We start from the raw sequence: 16,127 nt of genomic DNA, 5'->3' as shown, positions 1-16,127 counted from the left end.
GTCAACGCGGCAGGTAGATGCGCCAGCCCTCGATGGTGACCAGGTCGAGGCTGCCCGGCACGGCCCGCTGCCGGTCGTCGAGCACCTGCGCCAGCGGCGAACCGGCCGGCGCGACCCAGGCCGGTGCCGCCGCACGGTCCACCTCCCGGCGGTACGCGGGGTAGCGGTCGAACCCGGGGCGCAGGGTGTCGTCAACGACCGCGCAGACCACCTGCTCCGCGCTGGCGAAGGTGAGCCGGTTGCAGGTCCAGTAGCCGGCGCGTACCTGCCGTACGCCGAGATGCCGCAGGGTGCTTACCAACTCGGTGTGCCGGGCCTCGGCGGCCCGGGTCGCCGGGGCGGTCTGCGCCGCCTGCCAGGTGGCGTGGGCGGCGGTGCCCAGCGTGGCGGCGAGCACCAGCACCGCGACCGACCGGACCAGCGTCGAGGAGACCCCGCGCCGGTTGGTCACCGCCGGACCCAGCCCGTGCCGGGCCACCGCCCACACCGGCCAGAGCAGCGCCGGCAGGGAGAGGAGCAGGCAGGACAGGTAGCGGGAACTCTCCACCGGGGTGAGCCCGGCGGAACTGCTCACGGTGTACGCGCCGAGAGTGGCCACCGCGGCCAGCGCCAGCGCCAGCCGGACGGCCGCCGCCACCCGAGGCGACACCGCGCCGGGTCCCACAACGGTCTGGTCAGGGTCGGAGGTGCGCACCGTCCGCCACGCGGTGACGACGACGATGGCCAGCAGCAGCGGCAGGGCGAACGCCCACCACAGCTGCCAGGTGGCGCACCGGCCGGGAGCGCAGAAGCCCAGGCCCAGCCCGGGGCCGAGCACCAGGCCGCCGTGCAGCCGGTCCGGCCAGCCGGCGCTGGCGTTCGCGCCGCTGGCCGCGAGCACGGCGTGCAGCGGGTTCCGCCCGGTCAGCAGACTGTGCAGCAGCAGCGGGGCGGCCCCCAGCACGGCGGCTGCGCTGAGCAGGGCTCCGGCGGCACCCCACAGCTCCCGGCGGCAGAACCCGACGAGGACCGCCCCGGTCGCCACGACGTACGGCAGGACGAGCGGGTCGACCCAGACCATCAGCCCGGCCAGCAACCCCCACGTCGTCCAACGCGCCAACCGCCAGCCCGGTCGGCCGGTGGCCAGATCCACGGCGAGTACGGCCAGCGCCGCCGCGGCCGCGTTCATCTCGGGGTAGCCGCCGCCGGCGATCAACTGGTTCTTGACGACCCGGTCGGAACCGAGGGCCAGGAGCGCGACGACCAGCAGCCCGAACCACCGGTCCCCGGTCAGCCGCAGCGTCAACCGCCAGGTCAGCAGCAGGAACAGCGCGTACAGGGCCAGTGTGGGCACCCGCAGACCGAGCAGCGACGGCCCACCCGCCAGGGCGAACACCGGCGCGGCCAGGTACGCCTCCAGCGTGCCCATGTACTGCTGGCCGTAGAACCAGACCGGGAAGTCCTGCCCCTGGGCGATGTGCAGCGCGGCCAGCCCCATGGTGGCCTCGTCGCTGTTCGTCGGCGGCGCGGCGTGCAGCAACAGCCAGAGCCGGTAACCCACCCCGGCGAGCACGGTCAGCCCGGTGAGCCAACCGACCAGGCCGAGGTGCACACCGGGCCGCGGACGCGGTTGATCCGCGTCGCGCGGCTGCTGGCGTACCCCGGCGGTCATCACACGATCATGACACCCGGGCGCCGCGCGGTCCGCGCGGCGCTGTCGGCGGGTCAGTTGGCGGCGGCGACCGAGGCGGCGGCGCGGGCGTCGATGGCCTGCTGGTAGAGCCGACCGGCCCGGTACGACGAACGCACCAGCGGCCCGCTCATCACCCCGGCGAAGCCGATCTCCTCGGCCTCCTCGCGCAGCTCCACGAACTCCTCCGGCTTGACCCAGCGGGTCACCGGGTGGTGCCGGGGCGAGGGGCGCAGGTACTGCGTGATGGTGATCAGCTCACAGCCGGCCTCGTGCAGGTCGCGCAGCGCCTGCGAGACCTCGGCCCGCTCCTCGCCCATGCCCAGGATGAGGTTGCTCTTGGTGACCAGGCCGTCGGCGCGGGCCTGCCGGATCACGTCCAGGGAGCGGTCGTAGCGGAACGCCGGGCGGATGCGCTTGAAGATGCGCGGCACGGTCTCCACGTTGTGGGCCAGCACCTCGGGGCGGGAGCCGAAGACCTCGGCCAACTGCTCGGGGACGGCGTTGAAGTCCGGGATCAGCAACTCGACGCCGCAGCCGGGCTGCAGGGCGTGGATCTGCCGGACGGTCTCGGCGTACAGCCACGCGCCGCCGTCGGGCAGGTCGTCGCGGGCGACACCGGTGATGGTGGCGTAGCGCAGCCCCATCGAGACCACCGACTCGGCGACCCGACGCGGCTCGTCGGCGTCGAACTCGGCCGGCTTACCGGTGTCGATCTGGCAGAAGTCGCAGCGCCGGGTGCACTGATCACCGCCGATGAGGAAGGTGGCCTCCCGGTCTTCCCAACACTCGTAGATGTTGGGGCAGCCGGCCTCCTGGCAGACGGTGTGCAACCCTTCGCGCGAGACGAGCCCGCGCAGCTGGGTGTACTCCGGACCCATCTTGGCCTTGACCTTGATCCATGGCGGTTTGCGCTCGATCGGCGTCTCGGCGTTACGCGCCTCAATTCGCAGCAGACGCCGCCCCTCGGGGGCCGCCGTTGCGGTGCGCGCTGCCTGGCCGGTCGTCGGCGCGGAGTGCTCGATCGTCACGAAAACGAGCCTACGCCGGACGGCAGGTGTCTATGTGCGTCGGGCGACCGGCGTCACGCCTCAGACCTTGTGACGCCGGACACCGGCCTGTCGAAAATGGGCGTCACACGAGCGGGTTTCGGGTGCTACGGTCACCGCCAACAGCGATGACGGAGCCAAGTAGCGCCCGACCCGCCAGTGCAGAGAGCCGCCGGTGCTGAGAGGCGGTCTGGTGCCGGCGCGCGAAGACCCTCCCGAGCTGCGGGCAGAACGGCGAAACGCCCAGTAGAGCCCGCCCGGCTGGCCCCGGTCATCAGGCGACGAACGAGGTCCCCGCCACGGCGGGGGCGAAGGTGTGGTGGCACCGCGAGGTTCCCGCTCGCCCACACCTCCCTGGGGCTGATGCGACGCTTCGCCGCCCCGGGGCGGCGACAGCGTGGCGATCGACCGAGGAGCAACCCGCCATGCAACGAACCCTGTCCCACCAACTGCCCGCCAGAATCGGCGCGACCGTGCGGATCGCCGGCTGGGTACACCGCCGTCGACTGCTCAAGTCGGTGGCCTTCCTGATCGTGCGCGACGCCGCCGGCCTGGCCCAGGTGGTTGTCACCGACCCGGCCGTCCGCGCCGAGCTGGAGAAACTCACCGAGGAGACGGTCATCGAGGTCACCGCGACGGTCACCGCGAACGACACGGCGCCCGCCGGGGTCGAGCTGACCGACCCGACGGTACGTCCACTCGGGCCGCCCGCCGTGCCACCACCGTTCGACCTGTACCGGCCGGCGCTCACCGCGAGCCTGCCCACCCAACTCGACCACGCGCCCACCGCGCTGCGGCACCCCACCCGGTCAGCCGCGCTGCGGATCTCGGCGGCCGCGGTGGCGGGGTTCCGGACCGCGCTGGACGCCCACGATTTCGTGGAGATCCACACGCCGAAGGTGGTCAGCTCCAGCACCGAGAGCGGGGCGAACGTGTTCGCGCTGGACTGGTTCGGTCGGCCCGCGTACCTGGCCCAGTCCCCACAGTTCTACAAGCAGCTGATGGTCGGCGTCTTCGAACGCGTCTACGAGGTGGGGCCCGTCTTCCGGGCCGAGCCGCACGACACCGTCCGGCACCTCGCGCAGTACACGTCGCTCGACGCGGAGCTGGGGTTCATCGCCGACCACCGGGACGTGATGGGCGTGCTGCGCGACACCGTGGCCGGGATGCTGGACGCGGTGAGCGGGCGGGCCGCAGCGGCCCTGGCGACGCTCGGCGTCACACCACCGCGGGTGCCGGCGGAGATCCCGGCCGTGCACTTCACCGAGGCGCTGACGATCGTCGGTGCGCCCGCCGACGAGCCGGACCTCGCGCCCGCCCACGAACGGGCGCTGGGCGAGTGGGCCCGGCGCGAACACGGCTCGGACTTCCTCTTCGTCACCGGCTACCCGATGGCGAAGCGGCCCTTCTACACCCACCCGGACCCGGCGCGGCCCGCGTACTCCAACGGTTTTGACCTGCTCTTTCGTGGTCTGGAGCTGGTCACCGGCGGGCAGCGGCTGCACCGGCACGCCGACTACCTGGCGGCGTTGGCGGCCCGGGGCGAGCCGGTCGAGCCGTACGCCGGTTACCTGGACGCCTTCCGGCACGGCATGCCGCCGCACGGTGGCTTCGCCATCGGCCTGGAACGGTTCGTGGCCCGGCTGGTCGGCGCGGCCAACATCCGCGAGGTCACCGCGTTCCCGCGGGACCTGCACCGGCTGACGCCGTAGGTGGGCACCCTGCCGGCCCACTCGATCGTGGAGTGGGCCGGCGGGGGGCTCAGGCGGGGCCGAGCAGGTCCCAGAGGTTGCCGGCGACGTCGCGGAAGACGGCGACCCGGCCGTACGGCTCGGTGCGCGGCGGTTTGACGAACTCGACGCTGTTCTCGACCATCCGCCGGTAGGTGGCGTCGAAGTCGTCGACCTGGAGGAAGAACCCGACGCGGCCGTGGGTCTGGTCGCCCACCGCAGCTTCCTGCCGCTCGCCGTCGGCGCGGGCCAGCAGCAGGCCGGTGCCGCCGCCCGGTGGACGGACCACCACCCAGCGCTTCGGCCGTCCGTCGTTGGTCAGCGACGGGGTGTCCTCGGCCAACTCGAAGCCGAGCACGCCGGTGAAGAAGGCGATGGCGGGGTCGTACTCGGTGACGACGACGGTGACGAGATCAATCTGCACCGACCGAGGGTAGGCCGACCGTCGGTCACCCCGACGCGCGGTCGGGTCTCAGACCGTGACGAGGGTGGAGAGGCGGCGCTCGACCACCGGCAGCACATCGGCCACGCTGATCGGGCGGCCCAGCTCGGCGGTGAGCGAGGTGACGCCCGCGTCCCGGATGCCGCAGGGCACGATCCGGTCGAAGTACGTCAGGTCGCAGTCGCAGTTGATCGAGAAGCCGTGCAGGGTGACGCCCCGCGCCACCCGGATGCCGATGGCGGCCACCTTGCGGGCCGGCCCCCGGTCGTCCTCCGGCACCCACACCCCGCTGCGCCCCTCGACCCGGCCGGCGGTCAGCCCGAACTCGGCGCACACGTCGATGAGCAGCTCTTCGGTCCGGCGCACGTAGGCGACCACGTCCACCGGGTCGGGCAGGCGCAGGATCGGATAGCCGACGAGCTGCCCCGGCCCATGCCAGGTGATCTTGCCGCCGCGGTCCACGTCGACGACGGGGGTGCCGTCCATCGGGCGGTCCCACGGTTCGGTGCGCTTGCCCGCGGTGTAGACGCTCGGGTGCTCCAGCAGCAGCACGGTGTCGCCACTCTCGCCGGCCACGACCGACTCGTGCAGACGCCGCTGCTCGTCCCAGGCGGCCTGGTAGTCGAGCAGGCCGGCACGAACGGCCGTGAGGCCGGGGGTCATCGTTGTCACGACATCCAGCCTAGACCCGCTATCGGCGATCTTCCCTGGTGAGCCGCCTCACCGGGGAAGATCACCACCACTGCTGCCGTCGCAGCTGCTGGGCTGCGGCCAGTTGGGTGTCCGCGCCTGGCCGCTCGACGTCACACCGGAGCCGCGTCGGTCGCACCATGGCGGCGACGTCGGCGGCGGACGACGAGGACGACGGCGAGCAGCGCCGGCACGGCCAACGCCAGGTAGAGCCAGAGCGGGGCGGCGAACGGTGACGGCCGGGGCTCCGGACCACCGAAAGCGGCCCGGGTCAGCAGCTCGCCCGGCACCGCCAGGTCGGTCGACCCGACCGGTCCGGTCACCAGCACCTCTCGGGTGCCGCCGGGCGACAGCGCGGCGAGGACGGCCCGCCGGTCGGTGTCCTGCTCCGTCCCGCTCACCTCCTGCACCACCGGGTCGTCGCCGCGCCAGCCGACGATCTCGCTGGTCGAGGCGGCGACCGGCAGCGGCTGGCCGACGGCGTGACCGGAGGCGGCGTCCAGGAACTCGATCCGCCAGGTGCGTGCCGCCGTCTGCTCCGGCGTGCAGCCGAGGCCGGCGCAACCGTCGAACGCGAGCAGCGCGAGCCGGCTGCCGTCCGGGTGCCAGGCGGCCGGGCCGGCCAGTATCCGCCGCTCACCCAGGTCGACCTGCCAGCGAAGGCTGCCGCCGGCCGGGTCGACGACCACCAGCCGCTGCCGTTCGGCGACCGACGCGGCCACATCCGGTGGACCAGCCACCGCCACCAGGTCACCGGCGGGGGACCAGGCCGCCGCGTGGTGGGCGGCGAAGGTGCCGGCCGCGACCACCTGCTCGGTGCCCTGGTACGGGTCGACGACGAGCAGGTCGTCGGGCTTCTCCGGGTCGTTGAGCTGCTGATTGTCCGGCCCGAAGCTGATCACCGGATCGTCGTTGCTGCGAGTGCCGAGCACCCGCCGCCCGTCCGGCGACCAGGCGAACGGGTCCAGCCCCGGCTTCATGGTGCGGCGCTGCCGGCCGGTGGTGAGGTCCAACAACTCGCCGGACTGCGGCCGCAGGTAGTGCCGCCCGTCGGGGGAGAGCAGCCCGTGCCCCTCGGCGATGCGGATCGGGATCAGCCGGTACGCGCCGTCCCGGGCGACCAGCACGCCTGTCGACTCGAAATAGCGGGTGCGGTCGGTGAAGAACACCAGCGCCGCCGGGCCGGCCGGGCGTTGCCCCACGGTGGCCTGCCACAGCCACGGATCGTGCACCTGGCGTGGTACCGCGCCGGCCGTGCTGCCGGCCGAGCGGTCGGTGACGGCGCTGCGCGGGGCGACCGGGCCGTGGGCCGCCGTGGCGGTCGGCGCGCCGAGCACGACGAGCCCCAGCGCGACCCCGGCCACGGCGGCGCGCCCGCCGGTCTTCCTCATCGGACCATTAGAAGCGATGGCGGCCGATCACGATGCCCCGGTCGGTCGCGTCGCGGTCTCGGGCCTGTTCTTGTGACAGAGGCCCTAGCGATCGGCCGGCGGGATCCGCCAGAGCCAGACGTCGTCGACCCGTTGCGGCTCGCCGAACAGGGCCGTGCCGGTGCGCCGCAGCGCCTCCTCGTCGACCTCGAACTTCGCGCCGTGCACCTGGTCGGCGAGCACCACCGTCTCGATGCGCCAGTGCCGCAGGTCCGACTGGACCTCCCGGATCGTTCCGTCGGTGACGATGGGCACCATCCCGGTCCGACCAGCCTGGTCCATCAACGCGCTCAGGGTGCGCGGCACCGGGCCGATCCGGCCCCGCCCGTCCGGCCCGCCGGGGCCGAGGAAGAAGCCGCCCGGGATCGCGAACTCGCCCTGCCGGTGCGACAACGCGTACGCCTGCCACCGCTGGCCGTCCGGGTAGATGTCCACGGTCAGCGGCACCGGGGTCAGCACCCCGTCGGGTGAGACGTAGTCCCGCCAGGTGCCGGAGGTGATGAACTCCGGGATCGGCTCCCGTTCGTCGGTGAGCAGCGGGGTGGGCAGCAGCGGCACCAGGGCCACCGCGAAACCGACCAGCCAGGCCAGCTCCGTGGAGCGGTGCCGGGGCGGCGCGGCGCGCAGCTGGTCGATGACGTACGCCAGCAGCAGCCCGATCACCGGCGCGACCACCAGCGCCAGCCGGGCCGGCAGCGCCGCGTTCACCACCGGCAGTTGTCCCACCACGTCGAACGGCATGGGGAGGTCGGTGCGTCGGCCGTCGATCTTGGCGACCGGCCCGAAGGAGAGCACCGTGAAGATCACCGCGACGGCGCCCAGCGCCCACAGGGTGGCCCGGCGGTGCGCGTCGGCACGCCGCCACAGCGCGACGAAACAGACAACGGTGAGCACCAGCAGCGGGATGCCGAAGAACGAGTTCTCCTCGGTCGGGTTCGGTGCCAGCGACGTGCCCAACCCGGCCTCGCCGGCCAGCGAGCGGCGCGGGAAGGCGGCGAACGCCGCGATGTCCTCGGAGTGGATCACCGGGTCGAAGCCGGTGCCGTGGAACCGTTGCGGCCCGGCGAAGTGCAACCACAACGGGTACGACAGCAGCACACCGGCGACCACGGCGGTCACCCCGAGCCCGCGCAGGAAGGTGGGCAGCGCGGCGCGTGCCTCCACCCGGTTGGCCGGGTGCAGTGCCCAGATGGCGACGAACACCCCCAGCGCCAGTGCGGTGAAGAAGAGCCCTTCGGCGGCGATCGAGAAGGCCACCGCCACCAGTACGCCGAGGATCACCCCGTCGCGCAGCCAGTGCCCGGCGCGACGCAGCGCGAACAGTCGCCAGATCAGCAGCGGCACCAGCCAGCCGGCGGTCCAGTTCAGGTGGGCGTTGGCGTGCGACACCATGCCGGGGGAGTAGGCGATGAACAGGGCGCCGACCCCGGCGGCCAACCGGCTGGGGACCAGGTGCCGGGAGAGCAGCCAGTACCAGGCCAGCGCGGTGGCGAGCAGGTTCAGGGTGAGGATCACCAGAAACGTCGCCGGTGGTCCGATCAGGTACGTGAGCGGGGCGAAGACCACCGCGTACACCGTGACCGTCGTGTTGACCGCGAGGTTGACGCCGTCCGGGACGTTGATCAGGTAGGTGAAGAGCGGGTTGTCGCCGTGGGTGACCGCGTGCCCGCCGAAGGCCAGCAACCACTCGAACAGCGCCTGGTCGCTGGAGTTGACGGTGATGGTGCGGGCGTTCGGGTCCCGCCACAGCCCACTGGTCACCCACACGGCGAGCGCGAGCGCCACCAGCACGACGATCAGGTCGGCCCGGCGGTCCCGGACGGTGCGCGGCGATGACGCGGGTGCGGGCCCGGTGGCCAGCGACGGGGAGGACGGCACGCAGCGGACGTTACCAACCGGACCTGGACGGGCCGGTCAGACCGGCGGTTGTGGTGTGTTCGCCTTCTGGCGTACACAACGCCCGACGTGAATGTGTGAGTGTGCCCCATGTCATAGCGGCGACATCTCGTCGTAACGTCTCGGCAACTCGACCGTGACCCAGTTCACAGTCCGCAGCTCCAGGAGGCCGCCGTGCGCCGCTCCTCGTCCACCCTCACCCGGCTGCTCGGTGCGGTCGCCGGGCTCGCCCTCGCCGTGGCGGGCGCGGTCGCGGTCGCCGCGCCTGCCCAGGCCGCCACCCTCACCCAGGTCACCGGGTTCGGCTCCAACCCCGGCAACCTCGCCATGTACGCCTACCGCCCGGACGGCCTACCGGCCAACTCCCCGGCCGTCGTGCTGCTGCACGGGTGCGCCCAGAACGCCGCCGGTTACTTCGCCAACTCCGGCTGGCAGAAGTACGCCGACCAGTGGAAGTTCGCCCTGATCGTCGCCCAGCAGCCGTCCGGCAACAACGCCAGCTCCTGCTTCAACTTCTTCGAGGCGGGGGACACCACCCGGGGGCAGGGCGAGGCGCTGTCGATCAAGCAGATGGTCGACCACGCCAAGACGAACTTCGCGGTGAACGGCTCCCGCGTCTACGTCAGCGGGCTCTCCGCCGGCGGGGCGATGAGCGCGGTCATGCTGGCCACCTACCCGGACGTCTTCGCCGCCGGGTCGATCATCGCCGGGATCCCGTACCGCTGCGCCACCAGCATGGTCAACGCGTTCAGCTGCATGAACCCGGGCGCGGACAAGACCCCGGCCGCCTGGGGCGACCTGGTGCGGGGCGCGTACTCCGGCTACACCGGCCCGCGCCCCCGGGTGGCGATCTGGCACGGCACCTCGGACACCACTGTCACCCCGCTCAACGGCACCGAGTCCCGCGACCAGTGGACCAACGTACGCGGCGTGTCGCAGACCCCGACCAGCACCTCGTCGCTGCCCGGCAACACCAGCCTGGAGGTGTACGGCAACGACGACGTGCGGCTCTACCGGATCTCCGGGATGGGCCACGGCACCCCGGTCGACCCCGGCTCCGCTGCCGAACAGTGCGGCACCGCAGGGGCGTACTTCCTGGACACCATCTGCTCGACGTACCGGGACGCGCTCTTCTTCGGCCTGAACGGTGGCGGCACCAACCCGACCCCGACCCCGACCGTCACGCCCACGCCGACCCCGACGGCCACCCCGACCCCGACGCCCACCCCGAGCGTGCCGCCGACCTGCGTGACGGCCAGCAACTACGCGCACGTGGTGGCCGGCCGGGCGTACCAGTCCGGCGGCTACGCCTACGCCAACGGCTCGAACCAGCGCATGGGCCTCTACAACACCTTCTACACCAGCACCCTCAAACAAACCGCCCCCAACCACTGGGTAATCGGCTGCTAACCCCCACACCCACCCATTCGCCCCCGCCTGCTTTCGTTGATCAAGAGGTTTGCGTCATCCGGAAGCCGGAATCTGACGCAAACCTCTTGATCAACAGGGCGGTCGGCGCTGGGTCAGGTCAGGCGGGACAGGACCGGCGTCAGCGGGCCCAGCGCGTTGCTGCGGACCACGAACCGGGTCACCCCCCAGCGCCGTTCGTGCTCGGCGACCGCCGTGACGATCTCGTCCACTGTGCCGATCAGCACGAACGGGGTGGCCAGCAGTTCGGCGGCGCTCGTGCCGATGCGCCGGGCCTGCTCCGCGGCGGCAGCCTCCGCGTCGTCGGTGACCACCACCGTCTGCACCAGAGCCTCCAGCGCCGGCGGGTCGGCCCGGCCGGCTGCGCCAGCGGCAACGCAGGCCAGTTGCGCCTCGATCTGGTCGGCCCGCCAGCGCGCCTCATGCTGGTGGCCGTCGGCGAGGGTACGTCCGAACCCGGTCAGCCCGACCACGTCGGCGTGCGCGCCCGCCCAGCGCAGCAGCGTCGAGTTCGCCGTACCCATCGTCAGCGGAATCCGGTCCTGCACCGGCCGGGGTTCGCGCAGCACCGCCTCGCGCATCGTCAGCTCGGCCGAGTCGACGGTGACCGAGGCACCGTCGAGCAGGGCGCGGACCGCCTCGGCGACGGCCACGCAACGGCGGACCCGGCCGGCCACGTCGGGGCGTTCCCGGCCCACCGCGCGCCACTCCGCCGGGGTGTGACCGGCGCCGACACCGAGCCGGGCCCGTCCGCCGGAGATCAGATCGAGGGTGGCCACGTCGACCGCGAGCAGCATCGGCTCCCGTACGCCGAGGTTCGACACGTACGAGCCGAGGCCGATCGTCGACGTGAACGGGGCGGCGGCGGCCAGCGCCACGAACGGTGACGTCACGTCGCCGGGGTGGTCGGCGGCGAGCAGAGCGTCGAAGCCGACGGCCTCGGCTCGACGGGCCAGCTCGGCCCAGCTCGCCGCGTCGGTCGGGGTGGCCTGGAGGGAGAAAATCGCCATCGGTCCAGCTTGGGCCCATGCCGGCCCACCGACCGCAGATTTCTGCCGAGGGCCGAACCAGCCGGGGTGGGGCGAGACCCCCTGCCCCTGTTGATCAAGAGGTTTGCGTCATCCGGAAGCCGGAATCTGACGCAAACCTCTTGATCAACGCCAATGGTGGCGGGGGGTTAGGGGGTTAGGGCTGCTGTTAGGGCTTGGGGGAGGGTGGGGTGCTGGTAGGGGTAGGCGGCTCTGGTGAGGACTCCGGGGAGGACTCTGGTGCTGGTGAGGGCCTCGTGGGAGAAGCCGCCGAGGGCCACCTTGAGCGCCAGCGCCGGGATCGGGATGATCGCCGGCCGGTGCAGTTGCCGGGCCAGCTCGCGGGTGAACTCGGCGTTGGTCACCGGGTTCGGCCCCACCACGTTGACCGGTCCGGCGATGTCGTCGCGGTCGAGCAGGAAGCGGGTGGCGTCCAGCCAGTCGACCATCGAGATCCACGGCAGCCACTGCCGGCCGCTGCCCAGCCGGCCGGCGATGCCCAGCTTGAACGGCAGCAGCTGCGGCTTGAGCAGACCACCGTCGCGGTGCAGCGGCAGGCCGGTACGTAGCCGGACCACGCGTACCCCGGCGTCCTCGGCCGGCCGGGTCGCGGCCTCCCAGACCCGGCAGACGTCGGCCAGGAAGCCCTCTCCGGCCGGCGCGTCCTCCTCGACCGCCCGGTCGCCGGTGTTGCCGTACCAGCCCACGGCCGACGAGTTGAGGAGCACCCGGGGCCGGTCCGAGGCGGGGAGCCCGGCGATGGTGGTCGCCAACGTGGTGGTGGTGTCCACCCGGCTGGTGCGGATCAACCGGCGGTAGTCGTCGTTCCAGCGCTTGTCGCCGACGCCCGCGCCGGCCAGGTTGACCACGGCGTCGGCCTCGGCGACCACGGCCGGGTCGAGCTGGCTGGCGGCCGGGTCCCACCGCCGCTCCTGCGGCCCGCCTGGCAGCCGGCGGACCAGCCGGGTGACGTCGTGCCCGTCGCTGACGAGCAGGTCGGCCAGCCGGGTGCCAAGGAAGCCGGACGCGCCGGCCAGGAGGATCCGCATACCCCCATCTTCGTCCAAACCTCCGCCACCGGAGGCACCCCAGGGGTCAGGCGGAGCGTAGGTCGGCCAGGAGCCGCTCCACCTCGGCGTACGCCTCGGGGCTCAGCGGCCCGAGTGCCAGGGTGGCCAGGTTCTCCTCGGCCTGGGCCACCGTGCGCAGGCCAGGGATCGGGACGGTACGCGGGCTGCGCGCCAGCAGCCAGCCGAGCGCCCCCTGCGCGAGCGTCCGACCGTCGGCGGTGAGCGCCGCGCGGACCTGGTCGACCCGGGCCGCCCAGTGTGGCGTTGGCCGGCCGTCGGTGAACCACTCCAGCCACTCCGGTGCCCGTCCACGTACGTCGTCCGCTCCGACCGCCCGGGTCGATCCGGTGAGCAGCCCCATCGCCAACGGCCCACGGTTGAGGCTGGCCAGGTCGTGTTTGTCGCAGACCGCCAGCACCGCCGCGTTGTCGCGCAGCACCGACTCGTCGTGCTGGATCGCGGCGCAGTGCGGGCCGGCGGCCGCGAATGCCTCCGCCGAGGCCGGGTCGTCGGTGCTCCAGCCGTACGCCCGGATCTTGCCCTGGTCGACCAGGGCCTCCAGGGTGTCGACCAGATCGAGCGCGGCGGGCACCGGCAGCGCGTTGATGTGCAGTTGGTAGATGTCGACGTGGTCGGTGCCGAGCCGGCGGAGCGAGTCGTCGAGGCTGCGTACCGCGAAGGCCGGGCTGGTGTCGGTGCCCAGCGCCCGCCGGGTGGTCTCGTCGCTGACGTTGCCGAACTTGGTGGCGATCACCACGTCGTCCCGTCGGCCGGCCAGGGCCTGCCCGAGGATCCGTTCGCTGTGCCCCGCGCCGTAGTTGCTGGCCGTGTCGAACAGGGTCACCCCGAGGTCGAGCGCGCGGTGGATGGTGCGGATGGACTCGGCGTCGTCCACCTCACCCCAGCCGAACGGCTGCCCGTCGTCACCCCAGAGCGGGCCGCCGATGGCCCAGCATCCCATTCCGATCGCGCTCACCGTGATGCCGCTGCGTCCCAACGTCCGTGTCGTCGTCATGGTCGCCAGCTTCCAACCTGGAGCGCGCTCCAGGTCAAGCACTACCATCTCGCGAATGAGCGGTTACGCCCCCTCGGAGGCCGCCCGCCGCAGCGGCTTCAGTCTGGACACTCTGCGGTACTACGAGAAGATCGGCCTGCTGGCGGACGTGGAACGGACCGCGGGTGGGCAGCGGGTCTTCACCGACGACGACCTCGGCTGGCTGGAGCTGTTCCGGTGCCTGCGTGACACCGGGATGCCGATCGCGCAGATGCGCCGCTACGCGCAACTGGCCCGCGACGGCGAGCACACCACCGACGAGCGGCACGAACTGCTGTGCCACCACGCGGCGCGGGTCGAGGAGCAGATGGATCTGCTCCAGCGCCAGTACGACCACCTCCGGGAGAAGATCCGCTTCTACGAGCGGCTGCCCGGCCCGGTGCCGGAGGTGGAGGAGACCGGGACAGCCGCCCGTTCCGTCGCCTAGACGTACAGAACTGGCTCCCGGTCTCAGCCCGCTGCGTCTGCTTCGTCGCCTGCGGCGAGCCGCCCCAGGCCCGAAGCGTCGCTGGGTGTGGCAGGCAGGAAGACCACCAGGTGCTGAGTGGGGTTCTCGACCACAGCGAGTTTCGTGTAGTTCAGGTCGATACGACCTGCTCGTGGATGATGGAATCGCTTGGTCGCTGAAGCGAATGCCTGAATGGGATGTTCGGACCAGATGGCGACGAACGCAGGGCTGGCCTCGTTGAGCGCACTGATGAGGGCGCCGATCCGGGGGTCGTCGGGATAACGGCCGGCGGAGGCACGGAACTGGCCGACTATCTGCCTGGCCTCGCGCTGCCAGTCGACAACCAGAGTCCGCATCGCAGACCGGGTGAACAACAGCCAGAGGCTGTTGCGTTCCTCCTCGGGAAGGCCGTCCAGGCCCCCGACGAGGCATTCATAGGCCCGGTTGTAGGCGAGTACGTCCCAGCACGAGTCGATCACGTAGGCGGGGTTGGGTTGGAGGGCGGTGACCAATTGACAGAGGGTGGGATTGACGCTCCTCCGCGGTGGGGCCTCGTCGGGCACTGCGGTCTCCGCGAGGGTGAACAGATGCCGCCGTTCCGCGGCGGTGAGGTGCAGGGTGCGCGCCAGGCTCTCCAGAACCTGGCGGCTGACGCTGATGTCCCTGGCCTGCTCAAGCCAGGTGTACCAGGTGACACTGACGCCCGACAGCTGGGCCACTTCCTCGCGCCGCAGCCCGGGGGTGCGACGACGGGGCCCGCGCACGATGCCGACCTCCTCGGGAGCAAGCGCCTCCCGGCGTGACCGGAGAAACCCGGCGAGAAGTTCGCGTTGCGTCACGGCTCCCATACAAGTGCCCGCCTTCGCTGCTCGTCCTGGTGGCACTCATACCAGCATAACTGCGCACCTGTACCAGGTTAAGGCGCGCACACATGCTGAGCACATGACCACATCACATGGCAGCCACGTCGCCGCTGCCCACACCTCGGGCACCACCAAGAAGCCCAGGTGGGGTCGCCCGGTCGCAGTCCTTGCGGTCGGGTCGTTCGCGATGGGCACCGACTCGTTCGTACTGGCGGGCATCCTGCCGCAGATCTCGCACGGCCTGAGCGTTTCGGCTGGCGCGGCCGGCCAGGTCATCACCACGTTCGCGCTGGTCTACGGCCTGACCGCTCCACTGCTGGCCGCCTTCACCGCGCGGCTGCCGCGCAAGCCGTTAATGGCCTGCGCCCTGACCTTGTTCATCCTGGCCAATCTCGCCTCGGCGATCGCCCCGACGCTGGCGCTGCTGCTCACGGCGCGGATCGCGGCCGGACTCGGTGCAGCCCTGTTCACGCCCAACGCATCGGCCGCCGCGGCAGCGCTCGCCGGACCGCTCCGGCGTGGCCAGGCGCTCGCGGTGATCTTGGGTGGGTTGACCGTCGGAACGGTACTCGGCGTCCCCGTCGGCACCGCGATCGGCCAGCAGGTGTCGTGGCGGGCGAGCCTGGTGTTCGTCGCCGCCACCGGCGTGGTCGCGCTTGTCGGGTTGATGGCCACGCTGCCACGGCTACCCATGCCCCCCACGGTGCCACTGGCCGCGCGGTTCGGGGTCATGGCCCGGGGCCGTGTGCTGACCATCGTCGCGTTCATGATGTTGGCCAGCGCCTCCAGCATCATGGTCTATACCTACATCGCCGAGGTACTCGGCCAGACCGCACATACCACCGGTGCCGCCCTGGCGGTGGCGCTACTGGTCTGGGGTGTCGGCGGTGTGGTGGGTTCGTTCGGCAGCGGATGGCTGGCCGACCGCTGGGGAGCCGAACCGACACTCTGGCTTGCCAGCGCCATGCTCGCGCTCACGCTAGCGGCCTTCCCCATCACGTACTCCACAGCCATGGCCACGGTGGTCATGGCTCTGAACGGGGCTGCTGCCTGGGCCGTGGCCACACCCAACAACCACCGCCTCACCGCACTGGCACCGGACCTGGCCAGCGTCGTCATCTCCTTCAACTCCTCCGCGCTCTACCTGGGGCAGGCACTCGGAGCAGGGCTCGGCGGCCTGCTTCTCACGCATGGCGCCGGCGCACGGCTGCTGTGCCTCGCCGCAGCCGCGCTCGCGGTGCTCGCCTGCGCGCTCCATCTGCTGATCGGTCGGCCCGCTCCGGCACCGGCTTGACCCACGACAGCCGGGTTCGCCGAAGATGCGTACAGA

General features: G+C 72.0%; 14 protein-coding genes. 4 read left to right on the top strand and 10 right to left on the bottom strand.

The features are described from left to right. Position 1: 1 nt before the first annotated feature. Complete coding sequence (locus EV382_RS17185; protein WP_130403176.1) at positions 2 to 1,651, bottom strand: hypothetical protein; 1,650 nt, start codon at positions 1,649 to 1,651, stop codon at positions 2 to 4. 53 nt (positions 1,652 to 1,704) lie between these two features. After that, positions 1,705 to 2,700, bottom strand: coding sequence for a lipoyl synthase (lipA, locus tag EV382_RS17180; RefSeq protein ID WP_130403174.1), 996 nt, complete (start codon positions 2,698 to 2,700; stop codon positions 1,705 to 1,707). A 443-nt stretch (positions 2,701 to 3,143) separates the two neighbouring features. Here lipA and aspS point away from each other — a divergent pair, with 443 nt between their 5' ends. Next, positions 3,144 to 4,430, top strand: coding sequence for an aspartate--tRNA(Asn) ligase (gene aspS, locus EV382_RS17175; RefSeq protein WP_130403172.1), 1,287 nt, complete (start codon positions 3,144 to 3,146; stop codon positions 4,428 to 4,430). 49 nt (positions 4,431 to 4,479) lie between these two features. Here the strand turns inward: aspS and EV382_RS17170 are convergent, their stop codons facing one another. From EV382_RS17170 to EV382_RS17155, 4 genes are all read right to left on the bottom strand, one after another. Next, positions 4,480 to 4,872, bottom strand: a complete 393-nt coding sequence (locus EV382_RS17170) for a VOC family protein (protein WP_130403170.1) — start codon at positions 4,870 to 4,872, stop codon at positions 4,480 to 4,482. Positions 4,873 to 4,920: 48 nt separating this feature from the next. Further along, positions 4,921 to 5,562 (bottom strand): lipoyl(octanoyl) transferase LipB, encoded by a 642-nt coding sequence (gene lipB, locus EV382_RS17165; protein WP_130403168.1) that lies wholly within the window; start codon positions 5,560 to 5,562, stop codon positions 4,921 to 4,923. A gap of 131 nt (positions 5,563 to 5,693) precedes the next feature. Next, complete coding sequence (locus EV382_RS17160; RefSeq protein ID WP_130403166.1) at positions 5,694 to 6,971, bottom strand: TolB family protein; 1,278 nt, start codon at positions 6,969 to 6,971, stop codon at positions 5,694 to 5,696. Positions 6,972 to 7,055: 84 nt separating this feature from the next. Next, the gene (locus EV382_RS17155; protein WP_130403164.1) at positions 7,056 to 8,888 is read right to left on the bottom strand and encodes a DUF6311 domain-containing protein; all 1,833 of its coding nucleotides are present in this window, start codon (positions 8,886 to 8,888) and stop codon (positions 7,056 to 7,058) included. A gap of 192 nt (positions 8,889 to 9,080) precedes the next feature. Here EV382_RS17155 and EV382_RS17150 point away from each other — a divergent pair, with 192 nt between their 5' ends. Continuing rightward, positions 9,081 to 10,316 carry an extracellular catalytic domain type 1 short-chain-length polyhydroxyalkanoate depolymerase gene (locus tag EV382_RS17150; protein ID WP_130403162.1) on the top strand — a complete coding sequence of 412 codons (1,236 nt, stop codon included), beginning with the start codon at positions 9,081 to 9,083 and terminating at the stop codon, positions 10,314 to 10,316. A 113-nt stretch (positions 10,317 to 10,429) separates the two neighbouring features. Here the strand turns inward: EV382_RS17150 and EV382_RS17145 are convergent, their stop codons facing one another. From EV382_RS17145 to EV382_RS17135, 3 genes are all read right to left on the bottom strand, one after another. Next, a complete protein-coding gene (locus EV382_RS17145; protein WP_130403160.1) occupies positions 10,430 to 11,344 on the bottom strand; it encodes an LLM class flavin-dependent oxidoreductase in 915 nt (304 codons plus the stop codon). A gap of 167 nt (positions 11,345 to 11,511) precedes the next feature. Continuing rightward, positions 11,512 to 12,411, bottom strand: a complete 900-nt coding sequence (locus tag EV382_RS17140; RefSeq protein WP_130403158.1) for a TIGR01777 family oxidoreductase — start codon at positions 12,409 to 12,411, stop codon at positions 11,512 to 11,514. A gap of 46 nt (positions 12,412 to 12,457) precedes the next feature. Next, positions 12,458 to 13,447, bottom strand: coding sequence for an aldo/keto reductase (locus EV382_RS17135; protein WP_130403156.1), 990 nt, complete (start codon positions 13,445 to 13,447; stop codon positions 12,458 to 12,460). 55 nt (positions 13,448 to 13,502) lie between these two features. Between EV382_RS17135 and EV382_RS17130 the strand changes: the two genes are divergently transcribed. Beyond that, complete coding sequence (locus EV382_RS17130) at positions 13,503 to 13,913, top strand: MerR family transcriptional regulator (RefSeq protein WP_130403154.1); 411 nt, start codon at positions 13,503 to 13,505, stop codon at positions 13,911 to 13,913. A gap of 23 nt (positions 13,914 to 13,936) precedes the next feature. Here EV382_RS17130 and EV382_RS17125 read toward each other — a convergent pair whose 3' ends face one another. Continuing rightward, on the bottom strand, positions 13,937 to 14,773 hold the full coding sequence (locus EV382_RS17125; RefSeq protein ID WP_208758435.1) for a helix-turn-helix transcriptional regulator: 837 nt from the start codon (positions 14,771 to 14,773) through the stop codon (positions 13,937 to 13,939). Between EV382_RS17125 and EV382_RS17120 the strand changes: the two genes are divergently transcribed. After that, positions 14,700 to 16,091 (top strand): MFS transporter, encoded by a 1,392-nt coding sequence (locus EV382_RS17120; protein ID WP_341870164.1) that lies wholly within the window; start codon positions 14,700 to 14,702, stop codon positions 16,089 to 16,091. The genes EV382_RS17125 and EV382_RS17120 overlap by 74 nt on opposite strands. Positions 16,092 to 16,127 lie beyond the last annotated feature (36 nt).

Origin of the sequence: Micromonospora violae, assembly GCF_004217135.1 — a bacterium.
GTDB lineage: Bacteria > Actinomycetota > Actinomycetes > Mycobacteriales > Micromonosporaceae > Micromonospora > Micromonospora violae.
The sequence above is the reverse complement of the archived record's forward strand: the minus strand, read 5'-3'. Positions and strand labels throughout refer to the sequence as shown.